The following is a 25,217-nucleotide window of genomic DNA, read 5'->3' as shown; positions in this document are numbered from 1 at the left end:
GGGTCGACTCTGACGAACCGTGTGTGGAACGTAGACATGGTTGCGACTGGGTCGTCCCGTCGTCGAAGGGACCACCAAGCGTGCGATGTCTCGTCCGTCAGTCGTAGAAGCGCTCGGGGACGTACGGCGCGACCGGCGCGGGGAGCGCGCGGGCGACGGTCGCCCAGACCGCCGCCAGGCGCTTGCGGAGCGCGACGTACGCGACCGACACCGCGAGCACCGCGGCGACGAACGCCGGAATCGGCTCCGGAAGCGTCGCCGCGGGCACCACGGCGAGCACGCCGGCGAGCCCGAGGTCGTGAAGCGAGCCGTCGTAGGGCACGAGCCGTCGCGGTTCGAGCCACGCGCCGTGATAGTGACTGTAGACCGCGCGCTCGCTCCCGCCCTCCCACGGGCGGAGCTCGAGCCCGCCGCCGAAGACGTCCATGCCGGCGTGCAGCGCCGCCGCCGCGAGGAACGTCGCGACCGCGACCGTCCCGGGTGACGGGACGAGGGCGGCGAGTGCGACCGCTGGCGCCGCCACCACCCACCCGTACACGGGATAGTGGAGCGTCCGCCGATGCCCGTGGTAGATGTCGAGGTCCGGCGCGACGCTCCCTGCGACGGCGGCCACCACCACGACCGCCGCGAACTCGGGCGCGACCACCGCTATCGCCGCCCCGAGGAAGGCCCCAGCCAACGCGTGTGTCGTCCCCATCATGGATAGTCTGGTAGGGCCCGCGAGTATTTGCACCTTTTTGTCACCGCGTGTCGTACCCGAGCGCGTGCACTCCCTCCGCAGGGCGCTCCTGGATCCGCGTCAGGTCACGCGAGTTGCGCGCGCCGGTATCGTCGGCGTCCTCGTCGTGGGCGCGTTCACGCGGAACGTCTCCGTCATCGTGAACGCCACCGGCGCACTCGCTGTCTCCTACCTCCCGGGCGTCATCCGACGCGACCTCGACGTCCCGCTCCCGCCGTGGACCGCCTCGTACGTCGCCGTCGCCGTCCTCCTGCACGGCGTCGGGATGGTCGCCCTCTACGACGACGTCTGGTGGTGGGATCACCTGACGCACGTGCTGTCCGCGAGCGTCGTCGCCGGCGTCGGGTACGTCGTCGTCACCGCGTTCGACGAACACGACCGCCGCATCTACATCCCGCAGCCGTTCCTCGGCGCGTACGTCGTCGCGTTCGCGCTCGCCGCCGGCGTCGTCTGGGAGGTCGGCGAGGAAGGGATGCGTCAACTCGCCATCGCGGCCGGCTTCGACCCCGTACTCGTCGTGTACGGCCTCGAGGACTCCGTACTCGACCTCGTGTTCGACGCCGCCGGCGGCGTCGTCGTCGCGCTGTTCGGCCACGGGCCACTCGAAGAACCGGCGCGACACCTCGCCGACCGCCTCCGCGACTGACCCCGCAGCCGCTCGATGCCGGTACGCCGTCGCTCGCTCGACCGGGGCCATCGGCACGTTTCGTCGCGCGCTCGGCCGGGTTCCTCGGCACGTACGTTCAAGCGCCCGCGTTGTGAACGCGGACCCGTGCCGCGTCTATCGCTCCTCGCGCCGGACGTCGACCGCGGTCGCTTCCTCGCGTACGCAGCCGCACTGGCGGTGCTCGTCGCCGTCGTCGTCGCCGCGTTCGGGCGCGCGTTCGCGGACGTCACGTCACTCGACGCCCTCCGCACGTTCGTCCTGTCGACCGGGCCGCTCGCACCGGTCGCGTTCGTCCTCGCGCAAGCGACGCAGGTCGTCGTCGCGCCCATCCCCGGGCAGACGTTCGCGTTCCTCGCCGGCTACCTGTTCGGGCCGTGGCGCGGGCTCGCGTACAGCCTCCTCGGCGCGACCATCGGGACGTACGCCGCCGTCCGCATCGCGACCGCGCTCGGCCGCGAGCGCGTCGAACGGCTCGTCGACGACGACGCGCTCGCGTCCCTCGACGCGATCGTCGACCGTCGCGGGCTCCTCGCGACGTTCCTCGTGTTCCTCGTGCCGGGCGTCCCCGACGACGTCGTCTGCTTCGCCGCCGGCGTCCTCGGGCTCGACGCACGCGACGTCGCGCTCGTCTCCGTGGTCGGTCGGTTCCCGGGGTACATCGTCCTCACGACCGCTGGCGCGGGCGTCGCCACCGACGCGTACGCCACGACCGCCATCCTTCTCGCCGCCGCCGGCGGCGCCACCCTCCTCGCGTACCTCGAACGAGACCGCATCTATCGCGTGCTCGCCGACACGAAGTAGGAACGCGTACGCGCAGTCAGCGGTTGGTGGGAGCGCGCGGTCAGCGGCGGTCGTCCCACGCCGAGAGGTCCTCGGTCCGCAACTCCGCTTCCGCCTGCCACTCGCGCGGCCGGAACGACACCGCGAACAGCGCCGCGTACGCGAGCACGACCACGGCCGTCGTGACGCGACCCGGTATCGTCCCGATCGCGGCGCTCGCCGGCCAGCCGGCGGTCGCCATCACGGTCACGCGGACCACCCACGCGACGACGAGCACCGAGAACAACGGGAGGTACACGCGTCGCAACCGATGCGCGAGCGCCTCCTCCGCCGATATCTTCAGTTTCGGTTCGCGGTAGTCGTCGCTCAACCGCTCGCGCCAGCGGTCGTCCTGCACTTGCTCTCGCGGGTCCAGGCCGTGCGCGATGACGTTCTCCTGGAGGACGCGCACGCGACTCCGCCACACGTCGTACCCCCGGTAGCGACGCGCCTCGATGACGAGGAAGATACCGAGCATCACCGACCCAGCGAGCAGCAGATAGTGCGGGTGGTCGGGGCTGGAGAACGAGAACGTCAGGATGGCGGCGATGGTCGTCACCGCCCAGTTCGTCGTGCGGTCCAGGCGCTCGCGCCAGAACTTCATCCGATGTATCTCGCCGCGATAGAGGTGCGCGAGCGACGACCCCGGCCCCATCTCCTCTTCGAACAGGCCGCGGCCGATGTCCCGGGCCGCACCCGCAGTCGGGTCGACGCCACCGCGCTCGCCCGCCACCGGTTCTGCGTCCGCCGCCCGCCGGGTGTCGTCCACGGCGGCGTCGGCGGATGCCGGCGACTCGTCGTCCGTGGCGGCGCTGCCAGACGCCGCCCCCTCGTCGTTCGTGGCGGCGTCGGCGGATGCCGGTGGCTCGTCGTGCGTGGGGGAATCGGTAGTCATCGAAGTGCCTCCGTCGCGGAGTCGCCGGTCATCGGACCGCCTCCGCGGACGTCACTCGCTGGTCGCGGTCGCTTCCTGCGCGGTCGCTTGCTCGTCGTACTTCTCGCGGAACTCGCCGATGAGCGTCCCCATCTTCGCGTACCACTCGTTGAGCATCGTCTGCATGTCGTCCGCGACGTCGTCGGGGTTCACGGGCTTGTAGACGTGGTAGTACCCGCCCTGGTCGTAGTTCACCTGTTCCTGCTGGACGAACCCGGTCTGCTGGAGGCGCTTGACGGCGCGGTACGCCGTCGAGCGCTCGCGGTCGACGCGGTCGGCGACCTCGTCGACGGTCAACGGTTCGGGGCTGTCCACGATCGTCATGTAGACCTCCCGGTCGAGCTCTTTCAGTCCGTGGATGCACTCCAGCAGCCCCTCGCACTGCATGTCCTGCTGGAGGTACTCCTGCATCGAGTTTGCCATCGTTACTCTCCCTTCGCACTCTGTGCGTAAAAGTCTTGTTCGGTGTGTGCAACACCGTGCACGGACGTTTCCGGGGGCGAGAAGCGCGTTCAGCCCCGATGGGTTCGTTCGTCGACGACGAGAGCTGACGATCGCGTCGTCGACGAACGATGGGTCGCACGGTCAGTCCGCGGTCTGTGCGGCCGGGCGCGTCTTCTCGGCGCGGAGCTCGCGAATCGAGCTCACGACGACCGCGCCACTCACGAGGAGTGCCGCGCCGACGATGATGGCGAGACTCACGAGGTCCAGCACGGGCATCTCGACGATACCGCCGACCTCGCGGACTGCGACTGCGGTCGCGCCGAGCAGCAGCATCACGCCGAAGTACACCTTGATCTCGGACTCCTCGACGAGGCTCGTCGCGGCCGCGCCCATGCGAGCGCCGAGTGCGCTCCCGGCGAGCAGCGGCGCGACGATGGCGAGGTCGACCGCGCCGTCGATGGCGTACAGGAAGCTCCCGATACCACCGGAGAACACGATCTCGAAGAGGTCGGTCCCGACCGCGACCGGCACCGGGACGCCGATGAGGTAGAACAGCGCTGGCATCCGGATGAACCCGCCGCCGACGCCCAGGAACCCCGAGAGGAGGCCCGTGAGGAACGCGACGCTGAGGATCATCCAGAGCGAGACGCGCACGCCCCCGCGGAGCTTCATCATCGGCGGGACGCGGTAGGACTGGATCTTCTTCGCGATGTCCGGGATGTCGTCGGCGTCCAGTTCCTCGTCGCCGTCGGCGTCGTGACTCACGCCGCCGTCGTCGTCGCCGCCCTTGACGGCGTTGTACGTGATGAACACCCCGATGGCGCCCAGCAGGAACACGTAGGAGACGCTGACGACGGTGTTCGCGAGTCCGATGTCCTGCAGCCAGTGCAGGCCGATCTTCCCGACCTCGATGCCGGCGGTGGTGCCGGCGATCATGAGCACGCCGAGCTTGTAGTCCACCTGCCCGAGGTCGCGGTGTTTGAGCGTCGCGATGACGGAGGTCCCGAAGACGAACGCGAGACCGGACGCGACCGCGACGTCGGTCTTGTACCCCATGACGAGGAGTGCGGGCGTGACGAGGAACGACCCGCCCATCCCGAAGAACCCGAAGAGGAGACCGATGAGGAGGCCGAAGCCGCTGAACATCACGAGCAGCGAGAGTGCGACGCCGAATACCTCCATGGTCAGTCACCCCGCAGGAACGCGGTGAGGCGGGGCCCGAGTAGCTTCTCGAGGACGCCGTAGCCCACGTAGAGGAGTATCGCTTCGAGCAGTACGATGCCGATGAGCGTCGCCCCGTCGACGACGCCCTGCGAGATCTCAATGCCGAACATCGACGATCACCTGCTTCAGTATTGTGTGGAGCATGGATTTCTGTGCAGTCGACCGTAGCCGACAGCGGGACTTAACGGTTTTGGGAAGAGCGCACAATACTATATCTCGCTACCCAACCCATCGCCATCCATAACTTACGCATGACTACGCCGGCCGAACCGGACGCCTCACTGACGGTTCGTCACCCGAACGAGCCGCTCGAGAGCGCGCCCGAGCGACCACTCCCACGCGCCCGAGCGAGCACCCCATGAACCGGCTATCCCACAGAGCGACGGACGAGACACTCGCCACCACGAAAGTGGAATGATGGAACGACCGAGAACGACTACCCGAACGGCCGAGGAGGAATCGAGCGGTTCGCGGAAAGAACGCGACCCTTGTGATGGAGCGGTTCACGGAAAGAAAGCGACCCGTGTGACGGAGCGGTTCACGGGGAGAAAGCGACCGGACAGCGTCGAAGGAGATCGGGATTCAGGTCAGTCGGCGGTCGTCGCCGCCGACTCCGCGTCGCTCGCGCTCCACTGCCGCCAGAGCGCTTGCGCGTACGCCCCGACGAACATCGCGCCGATCGCCCACAGGATGGTGAGGTTCCCGATGCCGACGCTCGCGTACGCCGCACCCGGACAGATGCCCGAGAGCCCCCAGCCGACGCCGAAGACGACGCCGCCAGCGAGGACGTTCCGGTCGAACGACTTCAGGCGGCGCGCGTACTCGCGGCCCGTCAGCGGCGCCGCCTTGCCCGTCCTGCTCAGCAGCCAGAACGACGCGCCCGCGACGATGCTCCCGCCGAACATCACGAACACGAGCCCGAAGTCCTCGAACTGCAGGAAGCTCAGGACGACCTCCGGCTTCGCCATCTCGCTCACCGCGAGCCCGACGCCGAACACCAGCCCGCCCACGAGGACGATGAGGTTGAACGCTAGCCCGCGGTCGGTCGGTTCCGAGCTCATGGCCGCACCCCCATCGCGAACACCAGCTGTGCGGTCCCGATCGCGACCAGGAGGAACGTGGCGACGTTCACGAGCGACGTCTGCGAGAGCGACCCGACGCCACAGACGCCGTGCCCGCTCGTGCAGCCCTTCCCGAGGCGCGTGCCGACGCCGACGAGGAACCCGCCGACGACGAGCCGCCACGGCTCCACGCGCGTCGAGTAACTGAAGTCACCGGTCACGTACGTGTACGCGGCCGCTCCCAGGACGATTCCGAGCGTGAACACCACGCGCCAGTCCCGGGACGCGACGTACTTCCGGCGCTGGAACCGGTCCAGGTCCGAGACGTACGACCACGTCGACTCCAGGAACGTGCTCGCACCCGCGATGATACCGGTGCCGACGTAGATGATGACGACGCCGAGCCCGACGAACGCTCCACCGATCGCGTACTGCGCGATCCCGTTCGGGAAGAGAGTCTCGAGCATCCTACTCGGTCATCGCGTCCTTGCTGGCCGCGCAGTTGTTCGGGCCGAGCTCGAGCTCGAACGCCTCGTCGGCGTCCGGATCCTGTTCGCCGAGGTTCGTCGCGATGATGTCCTCGTAGTTCGCCGGGCGCGACGGCATGTCGCTGAGGACGAAGTCGACGAAGGCCTCCTTGTCCATCGAGAGCGCGCTCATGTCGTCGAACAGTTCCCCGAGCGTGGCGGTGTACGTGCCGTCGGCGGCAGGCGTTGCCGCGTCGGAGAAGTGTCCGGGTGCGACGACGACGTCGTCGTCGAACTCGCGGAGCGTCTGCAGCGAGTCGTACAGCAAGCGCGCGGCGTCGGGCGCGCCCTCGTCCCCGTCCTCGAGGTCGGGGCGGGCGACGCTCTCCGTGAACAGGAAGTCGCCGGTGAACAGCGCGGCGTCGTCGACGAGGTAGCTCGTCATCCCGGTCGTGTGCCCGGGCGTGAACACGGCCTCGACGACGATGTCGCCGACCGCGAGTTCGTCGCCGTCCTCGAGGACGACGTCGGGGTCGAACGCCGCGCCGCGGTCGAGCGACGCCTGCGGGTACGCCGCCTGGACCGAGTCGACCGCGTCCGCGAGGTCGCGTGCGCCGCTGATGTGGTCCGCGTGGATGTGCGTGTCGACCGCGTATTTGATTTCGGCGTCGTACTCGGCAGCGTCCGCGACGTAGCGGTCGGTGAACTCGCGGAGCGGGTCCGCGACGAGCGCCTCCCCGTCGGAGACGACCATGTGGGACAGACAGCCGCTCGAGGGCCGCTGGTACTGGAGCACGGTCGCGTCGGTGTCCGCGTCGATCTCGGTCGCGAAGTAGAGGCGCGCCCACTCGTTCATGCCGCCGTCCATGTTGACGGCGTCGAACCCGTTGTCTTCGAGCTGTGCGGCGATGTACTCGCTGGCGCCGCCCTTCGCGCAGACGACCACCACTGGGTCACCGTCGGGCACGCGGTGGAGGAGGTCGTCGTCGACGTCGTCGAGGAACTCGAAGTACGGGACGTTCGCGACGTCGACGTTCTCGCCGTCGATGTGCCAGTCGTCGTACTCCGAACTGGCGCGCACGTCGAGGAGTGTCACGTCGTCCTCGTCCTCGACCTGCTCGTAGAGGGTCTCGGCGTCGATGCTGTCGACGGTAGCGTCCGTCTCTGGGAACAGTTGCTCGCTCATCTTCGGTCGAGTGTATCCGACCGCCGCACTTAACGGTTTGGATAGTTGTACACAACATCCACAATACTATATCTCGCCCCGTCGGCTCCCGCCAACGTCGCCCGAACTCACGAACACACGCTCAACGCGCATCCGAATGGCTCTAGTTGCTGTCTGTGAGCGACCCGACGACGACTACGTGGCTCTATCGCGTTCGACAGCGCTCGTCCGGCACCGTCAGATATTTAGTGCATAGCGCAATATTGTGGAGTACACACAACGATGAGTGTAGACATCAGTGCCACCGAGACGCTCGACGTGAAAGGAGAGAACTGCCCGATGCCGGTCGTCAAGACCAAGCAGGCGATCGACGACCTCGCGGTCGACGACGTCCTCGAGGTCGTCGCGACGGACTCCGGCTCGATGAGCGACATCGCCGGCTGGGCGGACACCACGAACGGCGTGGAGCTCCTCGACCAGGTCGAGGGCGACGGCGTGTACAAGCACTACGTCCGGAAGACCGAGTGACGATGAGCACAGATACCGACGCCAGCGAGACCGAGGACGCCGCCGCGACGGCCGCGGGCAGCGTCTCGCCCGAGGACGTCGCCGCGCTCGAGGCACGCATCGACGAACTCGAGGACGAGCTCGCGGACGTCCGCACCGACGAGGGCGACGACCAGGGGAAGATGGTGATCATCGCGACGAAGGGCACGCTCGACATGGCGTACCCGCCGCTCATCCTCGCGAGCACCGCCGCCGCGTTCGGCTGGGACGTCACCGTCTTCCACACGTTCTGGGGGCTGGACATCCTCCACGAGGAGCGCTCGCAGAACCTCCAGCTCAGTGCCGTGGGGAATCCGAACATGCCGATGCCGAACGCGCTTGGCGCACTCCCCGGCATGGACCGCCTCACGACGAAGATGATGGAGAAGCGCATCGCCGACAACGATACCGCGTCCATCCAGGAACTCATCGACACGAGCCTGGACATGGGCGTCGAGTTCCAGGCGTGCCAGATGACCATCGACCTCATGGACTACGACGAGGACGACTTCTTCGACGGCGTCACCACTGGCGTCGGCGCTGCCAGCGCCCTCGGCGACATGGTGGACGCGGACGTCCAACTCCTCGTCTGAACCGACCCATCCTCCTTCGAGCAGTTCGATAGCGACCGCGCCGCCGGGAGCCGTCGCTATCGACCACACTAGCCGGTTTCGTATAGCGCCAACCAGTTTATGCAGGCTGGTCGGATGGTTCGGCACGCGACCACCGTGACCCTTTCAGACAGCCGAAAACGACCCGTACCATCGATCTGGCGAGGTTCATCTCGACGCGAGACACAGAGATGCGGGCAGCCGGTCCGCGAGCCCGAACGACCTGGTGGCTTCGCCGGCGGGTCCCCGAGCACACGATCCTCCACCGGGTGTTCGACCCGGAACGACAGACGTTCAGTGAAACGCACCATCGCGTGCACGACCCTCACCCTGGTCCGTCCGGTTCGAAGAGCGACTGCACTCCGCGTCCCGAGGAATCGTCGCCAGGGTGAACCGACATGCGCGTTCGACGGTTCTCGCGCCATCCAACTGCAGACGCTAGCTCACCCGAAGATGTCGTGCCAACGTCGCAGTGACGCCGACAGGTAGAGTGCGGACACTCGCGGACGGTTCGTTCGACCGCCAACCCCTGGGGTCGGACCGGCAGAACGGCACCGAACGAACGGGCGAACTACCGGAGGGTGCGAGACCGCATCGCCACCGGGAGTCGAAACATCCACCGACTCGCGGTCTCGACCGGTCGACTCCCGAGCGCGACGACGCCACCGCACACCTCGACCCGGACGGGCCGAACCGGGACCACCGTTCGGGCGTCGAGCGAGGACTTCCGCTCGAACCGACGAGGAACGGGCCGCTCGTGACGCAGACCGACCGAGTCGCCGGCGCGGGTTGGTCTCTACTCCTGGAAGCGAGTCGCTGGCGCGGGTTGGTCTCTACTCCCGGAAGCGAGTCGCTGACGCGGGTTGGTCTCGGATGCTACTGGAAGCGGGCGCTGAGCCGGGGTGGCCCCGATCGGTATCGAGTGGGGTCGCTGAGCCGGTGGTGGTCTTCGATTCCAGCGTTTTCGGGGTTCCTGACCGGTCTGGGCGATGAGTCGTCGTCCGACCGAATGCACCCCCGAGCCATCCGATAAACCCCATGCCGCGATATCGAATCTGGTTCGTCGTGTTCGTCGCCGATCGTCGAGGGACTGCTCGTCGCTAGCGTCCACGCTGCCCGCGACGCGGGGCAGGGACTCCAGGCGCTCGAAGGAGGAACCGGCCGGTCGTGCTCAGTGCTGGACCGGGCCGACGGGCGCGCGTTCCGTGGCCTCGCCGTACGTCGCGAGCGTGCGGAGGAGTTCGAGCTCCTGTTCGAGCGCGTCGTCGCCGAGGACGTCCATCTCTCGCTCGAAGTGCGCCGCGAACGCACGGAACCGGTCGCGGTACTCGCCGGACACCGACAGCTCCTCGCTCTGTTGCTCCCACTCGCCGAGATGATCGTCGTCGTACACCGCGACGCCGTCCGTGGTCGGTTCGCCGTCGCGTTCGCGTTCGTCGACCATCCAGCGCTTCAGGAGGTCAGCGTACCGCGAGAGCAACACGGCCTTCCGCACGCCCGTGTTCGCGAACGCCTCCGGGCCGCCGTCCGGGAACTCGACGGTCGTCTCGCGCTCGCTCGTCTCGCCGGTGCGGTCCGCCCAGCTCGCGCGCAGTCGAAGCGACCCCTTGCCGGGCGCGTCGGCGGTCCGCGAGACCTTCGCGAGCACGACGCCACCCTTCGTCTTCCCGTCCGACGTCGGGGACGCGAACAGCGTCTTCACCGACAGCACCTCGCCGGTGGACTCCTCGGCCGCCGACGAGCCGTACACCTTCTCTATCTCGTAGCCCTCGGCGTCCAGTTCCAGCGAGAGGTCGAACACGAGCGGCGTCACCATGTACTCGAAGTTCTCGACGACGCGCTCGCGGAACTGCGCGGGCGAGTGCACCGAGTAGTAGTTCGCGCCGCGGACGCTCGTTATCTCGTCGACGATCTCCGTGTTGAAGTCGACGCCGACGCCGACGAACGTCGCGTGCACGTTCCGCTCCGCGGCAGCGGTCTCCAGGCGACCACGCAGTCCCTCGTCGCTCGTCTCGCCGACGTTCGGCATCGCGTCCGTCAGGACGATCATGCGGTTCTCGTACGTCGTCTGGTCCGCGTCCGCGTGCGGTTCGAGGAGCGAGAGCGCGTCGTCCATGCCGGCGTCGAGGTTCGTGCCACCGCCGGGCTGGACGTCCTCGTGGATGTGGCCGCGGATGGCGTCCATGTCGGTCTCGGCGACGGGATTCAGGGGTTTCGCGACCGCGGCGTCTTGACTGTAGAGGACGACGCCGAGGCGGTCGTCGGGGCGGAGTTTCTCCGTGAGCGAGGCGAGTGCGTCCTTCGCGACCGCCATCTTCGACTGGCTGCCGGCGTCCTCGACGGTCTGCTTGTTCCCGTACTGGTCGTAGTAGTACCGGTCGAACGACGACCCCATCGACCCGGATATGTCGAGGACGAGCACGAGGTTCAGGCGCTTCCGGTCGAACGAGTCCGCGTCCAGCCCGGAGTTCAGGCCGACCGAGAGGTACCGTTCGGGCTCGCCCGAGAGCGGGTCCGCGGAGACGGCGGGCGCGTACCGCGGACAGAACAGGTCGCTGCAGGACCCGCCGTCGCCGGTGTCGAAGTAGTAGTCGTAGAACAACCCCTCGTAGGAGAGCGAGGACGGGATGGGGAGGTAGTCGTTCTCGACGTTCCGTCGGAACGTGTTCGCGTCCTTCGCGCCGCCCGCGGCGAGCCCGACGTCCGCGCTCTCGGCGGCTGCGCCGCCGGACGACGCCTGGTACGTGACGTTCGACCCGCCGCCGCCGCCGCCACCGGCGCCACCGAGGTCGCCGTGGGAGTACTGCCAGTCGTCGACACCTCGCCCGTCGTCGTCCGACAGCGAGGGGAGGTCTGCGATGCGACCACTACAACCCGCGAGCGCCGCCGACGCGGCGGTCGCGAGCGAGAGGACCGTCCGTCTACTGTGCGGGGACATACGACGACGGTGCGTCTCCGACACCATAACACGTAGACTAGCTGAAACGACGATTTCACCTCTGCTGGTGCTCGACGCGGCCGAACCACCCACGTCGTGAGTCGGTAGCCGGCGCGCGAAACGCCTCACTTTTCACTCGCGGCCGCGGACACACCATCATGACCGACCTCGACCCCGAGACGTTCGAGGAGGAGAAGTACGTCGACTACTTCCCGAAGCTCCAGCAGGCGTACAAGAACGCGTTCAATCGCGTGAACGAGCAGTACGACGCCGAGCTCGTGCACGCCATCGACCAGCAGGTCCTCAACGAGAGCGAACCGCACTACGAGGGCGACGGCGAGTTCACCATCGACCTCCCCGACGACCCCTACGACCGTCTGGAGGGCGTGCTCGCCGACCGCGAGAAGTTCGACGCCGTCCTCGACGCGTACCTCGACGAGATAAAGACCGAACTCGAGCGCGTCTTCAGCGTTTGAACGCGCTGCAGCGCCCCGTTACTCGTCTCGCTCTGTCACCCACCATGCCAGAAACGTTGACAAATCAAACAACGGATATTTAACGGTCTGTGTGACAGATTCGAGGGATGCGCCCTCCACTCGACCGCCGGGACTGCAGTTACATCGCCGTCCCGCTCGTCGTCTCCGCCGTCGCGGGGACGGCATCCGAGCTGTCGCCGTACCCGCTCCGAACCGACCTCGTGCACGCGCTCGAAGGCGGTACCGTCGCGCTCTTCCAGCCGTTCGTTCACCCCGCCCTCACGACGTTCTTCGTCGCGTGCTACCTGCTCGCGTACCCCGCCCTCCTCCTCTGGACGTACGTCGCCCTGAAACGCCAGCAGGGACGGTCGCGAGCGCTCGACTACGTCGTCACGTACACGACGACGATCGGCCTCTCCATCCCGTTCTTCTACTTCGTGCCCGTCGGCGTCACCGGGTACTTCCTCGACGGCATCCAACCCGTGCTCTACGAGTCCACGGGCCCGATACAGGCGTTCATGCTGAACGTCGACACGCTCCAGAAGGCGCTCCCGAGCCTGCACGCCGGCCTCGCAGCGAGCGCGTCCCTCCACGCGCCACGGGGCGCCGAGCGCGCGAGCTGGACGATTACGGGCGCCGTGCTCGCGTCCACGCTCTACCTCGGCATCCACTGGCTGACCGACCTCGCGCTCGGCCTCGGACTCGCGTACGCCGCCTACCGCCTCACGCCAGCGATCCGCGCCACGCTCGCTCGCGCCGGAGCCGACCCCGAGCCCGCACCCGCGAGCGGGGACTGAGCAGTCGGTTCCGAGCCCGCACCCGCGAGCGGGGACTGAGCAGTCGGTTCCGAGCCCGCACCCGCGAGCGGCGACCGAGCAGTCGGTTCCGAGCCCCGGTCGGCCCCCGAAGCCGAACGCGTCAGTCCAAAGGCCTAAGCCCGTTCACTGGCTAGTCCACTCCATGAGTACGGAGACCCAGGACGGCGACGACCTCGAGGAGCGCGTGACGAACTTCCTTCGCCGGAACTTCCCCCAGATCCAGATGCACGGCGGGAACGCCGCCATCACCGACCTCGACCGCGAGACCGGCGAGGTCTCCATCCAGCTCGGCGGCGCGTGCTCGGGCTGTGGTATCTCCCCGATGACGATCCAGGCGATCAAGTCCCGGATGGTCAAGGAGATCCCCGAGATCGAGACCGTGCACGCCGACACGGGCATGGACGGCGGCGGTGGCGGTGGCGGCATGAGCCCGTCGTTCCCCGGTCACGAGGGCGACGACGACGGCGAGGGCGACGAAGGCCCGCAGGCACCGTTCTGACCTCGAACGCGCCGACCACTCCTCCTCGCGACGCCGCACCCGCCGAGAGCATCCGGCAGCCTCGCTCGTCGACGCGCTCTCGCCCCGTCGACGCGTTCTCGTCCCGTCGACGCGTTCTCGTCGGTTCACGGGCGGGTTCTCGCCGGCACGTGAACGCTCGGCGAAAACAACAGTTCTTAGTCGTTGCTTCACTCGAAAGCCGGTATGGACCGCACCGACTCCGGGCGGAACGTCCTCTTCGTCGTGCTGGACACGGTCCGGAAGGACCACCTCTCTGTCTACGACCACGACCGCCCGACGACGCCCGCCCTCGAGGACTTCGCCGACGAGGCGGCCGTCTACGAGCAAGCGATCTCTCCCGCCCCGTGGACGCTCCCCGTGCACGCGTCGATGTTCACGGGTCTCTATCCGAGCGAGCACGGCGCCAGCCAGGAGAACCCCTACCTGGAGGACGCCACGACGCTCGCGCAATCCCTCTCCGATACGCACCGGTCGGCGTGTTACTCGTCGAACGCGTGGATCACGCCGTACACGCACCTCACCGACGGGTTCGACGACCAGGACAACTTCTTCGAGGTGATGCCCGGCGACTTCCTCTCCGGGCCGCTCGCGAGCGTCTGGAAGACGATGAACGACAACGACCACCTGCGGAAGGTCGCGGACTACCTCGTGAGCGTCGGGAACAAGATCCACGAGTACACCGCGAGCGGCGAGGGCGCGGACTCGAAGACGCCCGAGGTCATCGACAAGAGCCAGGACTTCATCGCCGACGCGGAAGCCGACGGCGAGAACTGGTTCCAGTTCATCAACCTCATGGACGCCCACCTCCCGTATCATCCGCCCGAGGAGTACGCCGAGGAGTTCGCGCCCGGCGTCGACTCCACGGCGGTCTGCCAGAACTCCAAGGAGTACAACTGCGGCGCCCGCGACATCGACGACGACGAGTTCGCGGACCTCCAGGGGCTCTACGACGCCGAGATACGGCACATGGACGCCCAGCTCGACCGGTTGTTCTCGTGGATGCGCGAGGCGGGCGTCTGGGAGGACACGATGGTCGTCGTCTGCGCGGACCACGGCGAACTGTTCGGCGAGCACGACCTGTACGGCCACGAGTTCTGCATCTACGACCCGCTCGTGAACGTCCCCTGCATGGTCAAACACCCCGACCTCGACGCGGGCCGGTACGACGAGCAGTTCGAGATGCTCGACCTCTACCACACCGTCCTCGACCACGCTGGCAGCGCGCCCGACGCCGACGTCGACCCCGGCGACCTGACGCGGGACCCGCAGGCGCGTGACTTCGAGGCCGCGCGGTCGCTCTTGCGCGACGACCACCGGACGTTCGACGAGCCGGCGTACGAGGGCGCGGACCGCGACCGCGGCGAGTACGCGTTCGTCGAGTACTACCGGCCGGTCGTCGAACTCAAGCAACTCGAACAGAAGGCGAGTGCGGCGGGTATCACGCTCGACGAGGACTCGCGGTTCTACTCGCGGATGCGCGCCGGTCGGCGGACGGACGCGAAGTACGTCCGGAACGAGCGCATCGCCGACGAGTTCTACCGGCTCAAGGACGACCCCGAGGAGACGGTCGACCTCGCCGGCGACGCTCGCGAGCACGCGAGCGAGCTCGACGAGGCCGCGCTGGAGGCGACGGAGGCGGCGCTCGGCGCGTTCGAGGACCGCCACGGCGGCGAGTGGAAGGCAGTCGAGGACGACGACGTCCTCTCGGACATGAGCGACGACGCGAAGGACCGCCTGCAGGACCTCGGGTACCTCGAGTAACCGTGGTCGACGGCTATCGACGAGGACGATCCATGTCAGGAGGAGACTACGCGTGACGGAATCGAGGGGGTCGCTCGCGGACGTGTTCGGCCGGCAGACCATCGTGAAGATGGGGATCGGGTTCGCCATCGCCATCGTGCTCCTCGCGATCCTCGCGACCGCCATCGGCTGGCGGGCGGCGCTCGCGGAACTCCGGAGCGCGGACCCCGTCTACGTCGCACTCGGGTGTCTGTCGACCGCGCTCGGCCTGATGGCGTGGGGGAAGGCGTGGCAGGTCGTCCTGCGCGTCGGCGACATCGACGCGCCGTACCGGAAACTCGTGGTGACGTACTTCGCGGCGACGTTCGCGAACTACGTCACGCCGCTCGGGCAGGCCGGCGGCGAGCCGTTCATCGCGTACGTGCTCTCGCGGGACACGGAGGCCGACTACGAGCAGAGCCTCGCGAGCGTCGTCACCGCCGACCTCCTGAACCTCCTCCCGTTCTTCAACTTCGCCGCCGTCGGCACTGCGTACCTCGTGCTCTCCTCGGGGTTCGGCGGGAACGGGACCGCGGACGGGCTCGCGGTCGCGCTCGGCGCGATGGCGGTCGGCGTCCCCGGTATCGTGTGGGCGGGCTGGCACTGGCGCGACGCCGTGGAATCGCTCGTGCTCGCCGTCGTGAAACCCCTCACGAACGTCACGAACCGCGTCACGGTCGACGGCGCGCGCGAGCGCATCGAGCGGTTCTACGAGAGCGTCGAGCGCATCGCGAGCGAACCCCGACAGCTCCTGGTCGCGCTCGCGTTCTCGTACGTCGGGTGGCTCCTGTTCGCGCTCCCGATGTGGTTCGCCGTCGAGGCCGTCGGCGCCCCCGTCGGCCTCCTCATGGTACTGTTCATCGTCCCCGCGAGCACCATCGCTGGCCTCGTCCCGACCCCTGGCGGTCTCGCCGCGGTCGAGGGCGCGCTCATCGGACTCCTCGTGAGCCTCACCGCGACCACGAACGGGATGGCTGCCGCAGTTGCGACGCTCTATCGGCTCGAGAGCTACGTGTTCGCGCTCGTCCTCGGCGGCATCGCCGCGTTCTGGGTGACGTACCGAACGTGACTGACTGAACCGGCATCCGACGGGCCCCAGGCCGTCGGTTCGAGCGGTGGCGATCGAGTCACACGGGGAGACGCTGCTACGAGTCGCTCGGGCCGCTGTCGGGCGCTCCGCGGACGCCGTGGCCGCGCTCCCACGCCCGCAGCAACCTGGTGAGCACTCGGTTCGTGGGGACGTCCAGGTCGAGTTCGCGGCGCGCTTCGGTGGCGGCGTCGACGACGTAGCCGTTGATGGCGTCCACCTCGGTGCGTCGCCCGGCTTCGACGTCCTGGCGCATCGAGGAGGTGTTCGTCGCCGTTCCCTCGGCGACGGCCTCGACGCGCGCCAGCGCTTCGCGGTTCGACAGCGGGACGTCCCGCGCTCTCGCGACCCTGGCGGTCTCCCGTGCTGCGGCGCGAGCGAGGTCGTTCGCGTCGCCGGAGAGGAGCGCGCCGTTCTCGACGCGCGCGAGCGCCGTCACCGCGTTGATGCCGGCGTTCACCGCGAGCTTCGCCCAGAGGCGCCGTGGCATGTCGTCGACGGCGTCCGCGTCGAACCCGACGTCGCGGAACGCCGCAGCGAGCGAATCGGCGGTCGACGACTCGCCGCCGTCGGCCGCACCGACGACGAGTTCGCCGCGGCCCGTACACTCGACGACGCCCGGGTCCTGGAGTATCGCACCGCAGGTCGCCGTGCCCGCCAGGATCTCGCAGTCGAGATGCTCGGCGAGCGTCTCCTCGTTCCCCATGCCGTTCTGGAGCGAGCAGACCGCGTCGAACTCGCCGGTCGCGAGCGCCGCCGCCGCCTCCGAGGTGTCGAACGCCTTCACCGTCACGAGCGCGACGTCGCCCGACAACCCGGTCCCGTCCGTCGTCGCGTTCGGCGTCGTCGTCCCCTCGAACGCGCCCTCGACGCGCAGCCCCGAGTCGCGGACCGCCGACGCGTGCGGGTCGCGGCCGACGAGCGTCACGTCGTGCTCGCGCGCCAGCACCCCACCGAGTAGCGACCCGAGACTCCCCGCGCCGAAGACGACGATTTCCATACTGGGAGCTACCGTCGTCGGGCAAGAAAAACGCTGCCGTCGTCACGCCAGCGGCCGGGCGAGGACCGCGTCCGCGGCTAGTCCTCCGTCCAGTAGTAGATGTCCTCGCGCTCGGTCCCGCAGTTCGGGCACGCTTCCGGAAGCTCGCCGTCTAACTTCCCCATCTCGCCGCACTCCCAGCACCGCCACATGAGCTCCGCTTCGCCGAAGTCGTGGCCGGCGCGCGAGTGCTCGATACTCCAGCCCTCCACGCCCTCCTCCGCCGTGACGTAGAACCCGTGCTCGTCGAACCCGCGGACGTGCCCGAGCAACTCGCCGTCGTCCGTGTATACCTTCGTCCCGAACTTGACGTCGCCGCGCTCCTCGGACTGACTCATACAATGTGGTACGGTACCATGCAACATAAGATTCGGTCTTCGACAGAGCATCTCGGCACCGCGCGGTGGCTGTGCGGTCGTGGAGGCGGTGGCTGTGTGGTAGCGGTGGCGGTGGCTGTGTGGTGCCGGCGGCCGTGCGGCGTGGTTCAGGCGCACTCACCGAGCGCGAGCGAGCGCAGCGAGCGAGTCGCTCGGCTCTTTTTCGAGCAACGTTTTTTCAAGGAGGGTCAGCTCCGCTGACCCGACGCAGAAAAAAGGTTGTTGGTGTTACATGAAGTCCGCGATGCCGCTCTGCTTGTTGTGGTCGTTCTCGAAGATGGATTCGAGTGCGCGTTCGAGTTTCTCGAGGCGTTGTTTGGTGTAGGGCCGGCAGCCGAAGTCGTCGGCGACGTCGATGGCGGTCTGCATGTACTTGTTCACGGACCCCTGGTGGACGGTGAGGTTCACGCGCCCGCCGCATTCGCGGCAGTCGCCCGTAAGTGGCATCCGGCGGTACTTCTCGCCGCAGTCCAGGCACCGCGTCTCCTGGCGCGCGAACGCCCGGAGGTTCCCGATGAGGTCCGGGAGGAAGTGCCCCTCGATGATGCGCTCGGCGACGTCCGTCTCGTCCACCGCTCGCAGGTTCCGTGAGAGGTGCAACTGGGCGTCCATCTTCTCCTCCATCGACCCCAGCGTCTTGTACGCCGACAGGTCCGGCCCAAGCGCCAGGTCGCTCGTATCGTGCGTATGGAAGAAGTCCGTGTACTCGCGCTCGCTCCCGAGGTTCTCCTCCGCGATCGTCATGACGTCCTCCACGTCCTCCGGGTCCGCCATCTCCCGCGTCGCCTCGTAGAACTCACGCGGGTACTCCCACATCACGTCCATGTTGTGCGCCTCGTCGTCGATCTCCGACGGGTCGATTCTGGAAGACATCACGAGCGGCGCGTCCATCCGTCCACCGCGCTTGTCCGGGAGGTACGTTTTGCTGAAGTTCAAAAGCCCATCGAGGAGGAGCATCACGCAGTCTTCGTCCCCGTCGCACTGGCCGGAGTGGAGGCCGTTCGCGACCAGTCGGTGCGTGTCGGCGACGGTCACCGAATACGTATGATCGACCTCTGCGGGCCGATATTCGACGTTCTCGACCGTTTCACAGGCCAGATCTCCGCCGTCGGCGACCGCGGGCGTCTGGATTACTTCGTGCGGGTCGTCGAACGTTGCAGCAGGAAGTCGGTCACCGACCTCGACGTCGCGGGCGTCGGTTTCCACGACACCGTCGTCCCAGACGACCATCGAGTGCTCTGGCGTGACCGTCAGCGTGGAATCGTCCTCGGTCGATATCTCGACGACGTGGTCGGTAGCGACGTGCTTCGAAACCGCTTCCACTGGTTTGAGGACCGTTCGGCCGTCATCCGCGAGGGACGGAACGTGCACTTCCCCATCGAGTTCTTGCACGAGTGCGCCGAAGTCGTCCGCGTCCGCGGTCTCGGGGTCGAGTCGGTCCTCGACTAGCGTCTCGATACGGTCGTAGTGCCAGTCGTCGTTCTCATCGCGGTACCAGACCTTCGTTTCGGGATGGAAGCAGTTGCGCCTTTTTGCGGCGTGGAAGTACGGGTGGGCGTAGCCGACGGCGGCGCTCGTGAACCCGACGACCCGTCCTACTGTGGCGGCGCTCGTGTGCGGAGCCATGCCGAAGACGAGTTCGCCGATGAGGTCGTCGCGGTCGTCGAACTCGTAGAACCTATCGAGGTCGTAGTACTGCGCGAGGAGGTCGTCGACGAAGTCCGCGGTCTTCAGCATGTGTTCGGCGGCGCCGTTCGAGAGGACGATGTCCTGGACCTTGAGTTCGACGAGCTGGTCGTCGTGCCTGAGGGGGTCGCCGTGGACGTCGGTCTCGTAGCCGAGGCCGCGGAACTGGTCGGCGGTGGCGTCGAGTTCGCTCGGGCGGACGGCGGTGACGGGGAGGTCCGTCATGTCGTAGCGGACGGTGCCATCTTTGAACGACGTGACGCCGTGTTTCGCGCGGAGGATGCCTTTCTCCATCGGTTCGGGCGTCTTGTTCGCGGAGAGCAATCCCTGAACGCCTTTGAGGATGTCGAACGCGTTCTCGCGTTCGCCGACGGCGCGCATGGCGTCCTGGTACACCTCGTTGACGTCGACGTCGGTCGGTTCGACGCTGGTGCCGGTGGCGTCGCAGCGGTCGCAGTACACGCGCCCGGCCTCGTCCGGTTCGAGGTCCTGCTCGCAGAACGGACACCAATACTCGGGGTCGGTCCGGGTGGCGCATTCGGGGCAGCGAGCGCGCCACGTCTCGGTGCCACAGGACTCGCAGCGGCGTCGGCCGACGTCCACCTCGACGATACCGGGCGTCGAGCGCATGTCTGGAGCGTGCTTCGCGGCGTCGCTCACCGACCGCTGGCTCCCGCCGGCTTCCCCGATGGGGAACAGGGTGTGGACGGCGGGCGACAGGTCGCGGGACTCGGACTTCTCCGGGCGCCCCATCCGGTTCCCGATGCGGGTCGGGGCGCGCTCGCGTAACTCGAACGGCGCGACCTCGTTCGCGACCTCGATCGCGTTCTCGCCGTCGGCGTACTCGCGAGCGCGCTCGGAGACGTCGGCCGCGTCCCACGTCTTCTCGAGGGTGACGGTCGGGCCGTCCGCGCTCGGATCGCGGGTCGCCTCGACGCCGAGACTCGCAGCGAGCGGCACCCAGTCGTCGACGCGCAACTCGTCGTCCGTCTGGCGGTGCGTGACGAGGAGACGTTCGAGGACGCGCCGCGTCGTCTCCGTGCGTTCGAGGACGAGCACGCCGGGGGTGTCCGGGTCGACGGGGGCTCGCGCGTCGTCGTCGCGAGCGAGCGAGCCGCCGTCGGCGACCGCAGGCTCGACGCTCGCAGCGGCGACCGCGTCCGCGAGCGTCTCGAAGTCGTCGACGCTCACGTCGTGGAACATGTACGTGTACTGTGGATGTAACGGCGCGTCGTACTCGCGGGCCCAGTCCAGGGCGTCGCTCGCGTCCGGGTCCGCGAGGTCGACGCGCGGGGAGTCCGAGAGCGCCTGCACGTCACAGCCGGCGGCGTCCAGGTCCTGGCGCCACCACTCGACCGTGTACGACGCCGGCGCGAGCGGATGGTTGTTCTCGACGAACTCGCCGTAGTTCACGAGGTACTCGCCGAGGTCGAGGATGGACTCCACGCCGTTCCGGACCTCCTTCGCTTCGGCGGGGTCGTCGATGCGTCGGACGTCGCCGTTCGCCAACCTGACCGTGGGGCCGTCGATGGAGTCGACGGGGACGACCCCGGCAGCTTTCCCGGGGCGTTCGGTCTTGATCTGCGTTCCCGTGGCGAGGAAGTCGTCGACGAGATGCATCGTCGCCGGATGAACGCCCGCCGTCGCGAACCCGTGGTTGCGCGCTCGGCCGTACCGGAGGCGGAACCCCCCGGACTCGGACGGATGCCCGAACACGGGCCGACCCGCGATGAGGTCCCGGAGGTACTTCTTGGACTTCTCGGGGCGTGGCGGGCCCGCGGCGACGTCGTTCGCGTCACCGGCTTCGGCCGCTTCCCCCTCGCCGTCGTCCTCGTCCGCAGCCTCGTCGGCGTCCGCGTCCGCGGCGTCGTCGCCCTCGCCGTCGTCCTTCCCGATGGTGCCGTCGATGAGGTCCTGGAGCCACGGCCACTCGACCTCGTCGAGCTGGCGCGTGTACCGCTGGATCTTCGGCGCCTTCAGCGCGATACCCTCCGCGAGCACGAGGCACATCCCACCGCGCGCGGAGTTCGTGTCAACGCGCTCCAGGTCGCGGAAGCCCGACACCTCCTCGTCCCCGGTCGCCTCCCCGTCGAGCATGATGGGCATGTGCTCGGCGATGAACTTCGTCTCCTTGTCCTTCGGCGAGTACTGGAGCCCGGTCTCCTTGTCGTAGAGCGCGACCTCCTCGGCGTACCGCTCGACCTCGTCGGTCCGGGCGTTGAACTCCTCGATGTCGAGGAGGCTGCGTGCGTAGTCCGCGACCAGCACGGACAGCGCCTGCGCGGTCCCGCCCGCCGAGCGGATGGGGCCGGCGTAGTAGACGTTCACGAACTCCGTGCCGTCGTCGTTCTGCAGGAGCTCCACGCGGTCGATGCCCTCGATGGGTGCCGCGACGACGCCCTCGGTGAGGAGCGCGACCGCGGTCCGGACCGCGCCCTCGACCTTCCCCTCGCGGGACTCGTAGTCACCCACCGACCCCTCGACGAAGTCCTCGACGAGCGCGAGCGCCGCCTCCTCGCGACTCATCTCGCCTTCGAGCTCGCGGACGCGTTCGGCGACCCCGTCGATACCGAGGATGTTCTCCACGCGGTCCGCCATGTCGCGTGCGGTCGGGATCTCCACCTCGGGCTTCGGGTCGTCACCGATGGCCTTCGCGTGCTCCGCGACGTCGAACGCCTCGTCGAGCCGGGATTCGAGCCGCTCGAAGTACCGCTCGTCGTCCTCCCGCATCTATAACCAGAGGTCCAGGTCGGTCACGGCGTCGTGCTCGCGCACGAGATCGGTGTCGAACTCGGTCACGTACACCTCCCCCGCGAACACGGTCGCCTCGTCCAGGTGCCCCGCGACCGACTCCCCGTCCGGTCGAGAGAGCACGGCGTGCGTGTGCGCGAACGGTTCGCCGTCCAACTCGCTGAGGTTCCCGACGCAGGACGCGACCTCGAGGTGCTCGTCGAACTCGACGGGCTCGTACTCGCCCGCGTCCTGGTGGTAGTACCAGAGCGTCGCGTCCTGGACCGCGCCGAGGCCGACGAACCAGCCCGCGTCGATGTCCTCCACGTCGGCGAGTTCCTCCACCTGGGCTCGCCAGTCCCGTCCGTTCTCGAGCCGAACGAGGTACTCCCCGACGGTCTCGACCTCCCGGTAGTTCATACTGGCGTCCACGGCACGGGTGGGCAAAAAACTGACCAACGCCGCTGCTGGCGACGACGACGGTCCGGCGCCGGTCGCACCCGAGTCTCGGGCGCTACCGACGTCGCTAACGGGACGTTCGAGAACAGAACTCGCAGGAGGGTGTCGCCCGGCGCACGGGCCGGGAGGTGGTTACCGCCAGTCCGGGAGGTCCGGGGCGTCGTCCGCCTGCATCGCGAGCCACGCACCGTCTGCTGTGATGTCGGCGATTACGTACTCCTTACTGGAGCCCTCGCCGTCGACAGACGATACCACATCGTACCCACTGTTCGCGTCCGTGGGTCCTGACTCGGATGCGGCCATGTGCGTACCTGTCTCATGGAGGGGTATAAACGCTCCGAAAAGACAGAGCGGTTTATGACCTCGTCGAGCGTCGAATGCCCGATTCGGTCGGGAGGAGCGCTCTGACTGGCGAATAATGGCGCGTTTCTGGCTGCCACGGGTGGCGTTACCGTGGCCCGCTCCAGGGGCGATACGCCGGATGCCGTCGGGCTGGCCAGAGCGTCGACGCAGTGGAGGCGAGCATCGACGACGTGTCCACATTCGTATATAATGCCGTCACGATAGCGGCAACAATTCGTGGTCGTGGTCGGGCCGAGCCCTCTGCCGATTACAAATGCTGGTATAAGAAACTTCGGGTATGTAAAACCGGCACAGACCATAACGGTAATTTTAACCGAACCGTCGCCAAAGAACTGCGTGGGATGACAGACAATAACAGCGTTGACCGGCGCCGTTTCCTACAGGCGACCGGTGGCGCAGCAACCGCAGCAGCCCTCGCGGGCTGTCTCGGTGGCGGCGATTCGACAGAAACTGAACCCGAAACCACCACTGGTGGCGACGGTGACGACGGTGGCGACGGCGAAGATGGTGACAGCGAGCCCCAGGGTAACGACCGCACCCTCCAGCTCATCAACTCCACCATCACCACGATGGACCCCATCAAGGCGACGGACACCGCGTCCGGCATCATCATCCAGCAGGTGTTCGACGCCCTGATGAACTACCCGAACGGCGAAGTCGCCGTCCAGAACCTCCTCGCGGAGGAGGTCTCCGTCTCCGACGACTTCACGACGTACACGTTCACACTCAAGGAAGGCGTCGAGTATCACGGCGACAACGGCGAAGTCACCGCCGAGGACGTCGTGTACTCCTTCGAGCGCCTCGCGGCCTCCTCGAACTCCCGACGGACGTACTTCATCCTCGCGTACGCACTCAACATCGCACACGAGACCGACGACGAGGGCGCGTACGTCCCCGGTTCGCTCCAGATGGCGGCGACCGGCGACTACGAGTTCAAGATGCGCCTCGCGAAGCCGTTCGCCCCGGCGCTCGAGATGCTCGCGTACACTTCGTTCTCCGTGATCCCGAAGGGCATCCTCGGCGACATCGACGTCGTCCCCTCCGGCGGCCTCGACTCCGACGAGACCGAGAGCATCGGCTCCGGGATGATGGAGCACAAGGAGTTCGCGACGAACAACCCCATCGGCGCGGGCCCCTACGAGTTCGACCACTGGGAGACCAGCCAGGAAGCCGAAGTCGTCCGTAACGACAACTACCACGGCGGCGAAGTCCTGAACGGCGGCGTCTACTGGAAGGTCATCCCGAAGGCCGAGACCGCCTACCAGTACTCCCAGAACAAGAACTCCGACCTCATCTCGATGCCGACGTCGAAGTACGACCCCGGCAAGGTCCAGGTCGAAGGCACGGACGACCTCGGACGCCGCTACGGTCAGTACGGCCCGATGGACAACGGCACCACGGCCAACTACCTCGAAGTCGCGACGATCAACTCGTTCTACATCGGCTTCAACTGCGAGAACGTCGAGAAGCCCGTCCGCCAGGCCATCGCGTACGTGTCGAACCAGCAGGAAGGTGTCGAGCAGGTGTTCAAGGGCCGCGGCAAGGCCGCGTACCACCTCACGCCGCCGAACATCTACCCCGGTGGCGCACCCGAGTACACCTCTCACGCGAAGGAGAGCTACCCCTACGGGTACAACAAGACGCAACTCAACAAGGCGAAGAACGTCATGGAGGAGGCCGGCTACGGCCCCGACAACAAGTACGAGGTCACGTTCACGACGTACCAGTCGCCGACGTGGCAGGGTCTCGGGAAGCTCCTCCGCGACAAGCTCTCGACCGCCCACGTCAACATGCAACTCGAGGAGGCGCCGTTCTCGACGCTCCTCCAGCGTGGTCGGAACGGGAACCTCGAAGCGTACTCCCTGGGTTGGGTCATGGACTGGCCGCGCCCGAACAACTTCCTCGGGCAGGCCGTCCCCGAACTCACCAACACGGACCAGGATGGCGGCGCGCAGGGCTTCTACCTGGACTGGGACGGCGACGACGACGGCATGACCGACGCCGCGATGCAGGCCCAGAGCGCCTGGGAGACCATCCAGAACAATCCCGAGCCGACCGACTCCGCGCAGAGCGCGCGTGACGAGGCGTACGTGCAGATGGAGGAAGCCATGTGGGAGGACATGGTCCTCCTCCCGATGTACCACCGGACGGACGAGCGCATGTGGTACGATTGGGTCGACGCACCGCGCTTCGGTGGCGCCGGTGGCTCCCGGCAGAAGCGCTGGAAGTTCATCATCGGCGAGCGCGACAAGTAACGTCTCGACAACC

At 67.6% G+C, this 25,217-nt stretch carries 23 protein-coding genes and 1 pseudogene; 10 read left to right on the top strand and 14 right to left on the bottom strand.

The features are described 5' to 3' along the window. Positions 1-97 precede the first annotated feature (97 nt). Entirely contained in the window at positions 98-700 is a 603-nt protein-coding gene (locus LI336_RS15025; protein ID WP_227133968.1) for a metal-dependent hydrolase, read from the bottom strand. Positions 701-764: 64 nt separating this feature from the next. On the opposite strand from LI336_RS15025, the gene LI336_RS15020 reads away from it, so the two are divergent. After that, positions 765-1,385, top strand: coding sequence for a DUF2238 domain-containing protein (locus LI336_RS15020; protein ID WP_227133967.1), 621 nt, complete (start codon positions 765-767; stop codon positions 1,383-1,385). 15 nt (positions 1,386-1,400) lie between these two features. Then, positions 1,401-2,150: pseudogene (locus LI336_RS15015) on the top strand (TVP38/TMEM64 family protein); the annotation flags it as partial. 97 nt (positions 2,151-2,247) lie between these two features. Here the strand turns inward: LI336_RS15015 and LI336_RS15010 are convergent. The 7 genes from LI336_RS15010 to LI336_RS14980 form a co-directional block, all read right to left on the bottom strand. Beyond that, positions 2,248-3,120 carry a DUF2270 domain-containing protein gene (locus LI336_RS15010; protein WP_227133965.1) on the bottom strand — a complete coding sequence of 291 codons (873 nt, stop codon included), beginning with the start codon at positions 3,118-3,120 and terminating at the stop codon, positions 2,248-2,250. A gap of 51 nt (positions 3,121-3,171) precedes the next feature. Continuing rightward, entirely contained in the window at positions 3,172-3,582 is a 411-nt protein-coding gene (locus LI336_RS15005) for a helix-turn-helix domain-containing protein (RefSeq protein ID WP_227133964.1), read from the bottom strand. Positions 3,583-3,744: 162 nt separating this feature from the next. Further along, positions 3,745-4,785: a sulfite exporter TauE/SafE family protein gene (locus LI336_RS15000; RefSeq protein WP_227133963.1), complete on the bottom strand. Its 1,041-nt coding sequence runs from the start codon at positions 4,783-4,785 to the stop codon at positions 3,745-3,747. A 2-nt stretch (positions 4,786-4,787) separates the two neighbouring features. Next, the gene (locus LI336_RS14995) at positions 4,788-4,937 is read right to left on the bottom strand and encodes a DUF7512 family protein (RefSeq protein WP_227133961.1); all 150 of its coding nucleotides are present in this window, start codon (positions 4,935-4,937) and stop codon (positions 4,788-4,790) included. Positions 4,938-5,414: 477 nt separating this feature from the next. Then, positions 5,415-5,888, bottom strand: coding sequence for a DUF6691 family protein (locus tag LI336_RS14990; RefSeq protein WP_227133959.1), 474 nt, complete (start codon positions 5,886-5,888; stop codon positions 5,415-5,417). Further along, positions 5,885-6,355, bottom strand: a complete 471-nt coding sequence (locus tag LI336_RS14985) for a YeeE/YedE family protein (RefSeq protein WP_227133957.1) — start codon at positions 6,353-6,355, stop codon at positions 5,885-5,887. Before LI336_RS14985 ends, LI336_RS14990 begins: the two co-directional genes overlap by 4 nt. A 1-nt stretch (position 6,356) precedes the next feature. After that, entirely contained in the window at positions 6,357-7,541 is a 1,185-nt protein-coding gene (locus LI336_RS14980; protein WP_227133955.1) for an MBL fold metallo-hydrolase, read from the bottom strand. A 261-nt stretch (positions 7,542-7,802) separates the two neighbouring features. Here LI336_RS14980 and LI336_RS14975 point away from each other — a divergent pair, with 261 nt between their 5' ends. Together LI336_RS14975 and LI336_RS14970 are read left to right on the top strand one after the other, a co-directional pair. Then, on the top strand, positions 7,803-8,048 hold the full coding sequence (locus tag LI336_RS14975) for a sulfurtransferase TusA family protein (protein ID WP_227133953.1): 246 nt from the start codon (positions 7,803-7,805) through the stop codon (positions 8,046-8,048). A 2-nt stretch (positions 8,049-8,050) separates the two neighbouring features. Next, the gene (locus tag LI336_RS14970; protein WP_227133952.1) at positions 8,051-8,659 is read left to right on the top strand and encodes a DsrE/DsrF/DrsH-like family protein; all 609 of its coding nucleotides are present in this window, start codon (positions 8,051-8,053) and stop codon (positions 8,657-8,659) included. A gap of 1,189 nt (positions 8,660-9,848) precedes the next feature. Here LI336_RS14970 and LI336_RS14965 read toward each other — a convergent pair. Next, positions 9,849-11,615 carry a vWA domain-containing protein gene (locus LI336_RS14965; RefSeq protein WP_227133950.1) on the bottom strand — a complete coding sequence of 589 codons (1,767 nt, stop codon included), beginning with the start codon at positions 11,613-11,615 and terminating at the stop codon, positions 9,849-9,851. Between the two features lie 158 nt (positions 11,616-11,773). On the opposite strand from LI336_RS14965, the gene LI336_RS14960 reads away from it, so the two are divergent. The 5 genes from LI336_RS14960 (at position 11,774) to LI336_RS14940 (ending at position 16,277) form a co-directional block, all read left to right on the top strand. Next, positions 11,774-12,091 carry a DUF5783 family protein gene (locus LI336_RS14960; protein WP_227133949.1) on the top strand — a complete coding sequence of 106 codons (318 nt, stop codon included), beginning with the start codon at positions 11,774-11,776 and terminating at the stop codon, positions 12,089-12,091. A 107-nt stretch (positions 12,092-12,198) separates the two neighbouring features. Then, on the top strand, positions 12,199-12,888 hold the full coding sequence (locus LI336_RS14955; RefSeq protein ID WP_227133947.1) for a phosphatase PAP2 family protein: 690 nt from the start codon (positions 12,199-12,201) through the stop codon (positions 12,886-12,888). A 163-nt stretch (positions 12,889-13,051) separates the two neighbouring features. Continuing rightward, complete coding sequence (locus tag LI336_RS14950) at positions 13,052-13,408, top strand: NifU family protein (protein ID WP_227133946.1); 357 nt, start codon at positions 13,052-13,054, stop codon at positions 13,406-13,408. Positions 13,409-13,612: 204 nt separating this feature from the next. Then, on the top strand, positions 13,613-15,190 hold the full coding sequence (locus LI336_RS14945) for a sulfatase family protein (protein WP_227133945.1): 1,578 nt from the start codon (positions 13,613-13,615) through the stop codon (positions 15,188-15,190). A 52-nt stretch (positions 15,191-15,242) separates the two neighbouring features. Continuing rightward, positions 15,243-16,277 (top strand): lysylphosphatidylglycerol synthase transmembrane domain-containing protein, encoded by a 1,035-nt coding sequence (locus tag LI336_RS14940; protein WP_227133944.1) that lies wholly within the window; start codon positions 15,243-15,245, stop codon positions 16,275-16,277. Positions 16,278-16,353: 76 nt separating this feature from the next. Here LI336_RS14940 and LI336_RS14935 read toward each other — a convergent pair whose 3' ends face one another. The 5 genes from LI336_RS14935 to LI336_RS14915 form a co-directional block, all read right to left on the bottom strand. Then, entirely contained in the window at positions 16,354-17,295 is a 942-nt protein-coding gene (locus LI336_RS14935) for a ketopantoate reductase family protein (protein ID WP_227133942.1), read from the bottom strand. A 77-nt stretch (positions 17,296-17,372) separates the two neighbouring features. Continuing rightward, positions 17,373-17,672 carry a DUF7130 family rubredoxin-like protein gene (locus LI336_RS14930; protein ID WP_227133941.1) on the bottom strand — a complete coding sequence of 100 codons (300 nt, stop codon included), beginning with the start codon at positions 17,670-17,672 and terminating at the stop codon, positions 17,373-17,375. A 267-nt stretch (positions 17,673-17,939) separates the two neighbouring features. Beyond that, the gene (locus LI336_RS14925; protein WP_227133940.1) at positions 17,940-22,127 is read right to left on the bottom strand and encodes a DNA-directed DNA polymerase II large subunit; all 4,188 of its coding nucleotides are present in this window, start codon (positions 22,125-22,127) and stop codon (positions 17,940-17,942) included. Beyond that, positions 22,128-22,547, bottom strand: a complete 420-nt coding sequence (locus LI336_RS14920; protein ID WP_227133939.1) for a PPC domain-containing DNA-binding protein — start codon at positions 22,545-22,547, stop codon at positions 22,128-22,130. A 171-nt stretch (positions 22,548-22,718) separates the two neighbouring features. Next, a complete protein-coding gene (locus tag LI336_RS14915; RefSeq protein ID WP_166039045.1) occupies positions 22,719-22,889 on the bottom strand; it encodes a DUF7556 family protein in 171 nt (56 codons plus the stop codon). Positions 22,890-23,290: 401 nt separating this feature from the next. Here LI336_RS14915 and LI336_RS14910 point away from each other — a divergent pair, with 401 nt between their 5' ends. Continuing rightward, a complete protein-coding gene (locus LI336_RS14910) occupies positions 23,291-25,204 on the top strand; it encodes an ABC transporter substrate-binding protein (RefSeq protein ID WP_227133938.1) in 1,914 nt (637 codons plus the stop codon). Positions 25,205-25,217: the final 13 nt, after the last annotated feature.

Source organism: Halorubellus salinus, from assembly GCF_020567525.1.
Classification (GTDB): Archaea; Halobacteriota; Halobacteria; order Halobacteriales; family Natrialbaceae; genus Halorubellus; species Halorubellus salinus.
The sequence above is the reverse complement of the archived record's forward strand: the minus strand, read 5'-3'. Positions and strand labels throughout refer to the sequence as shown.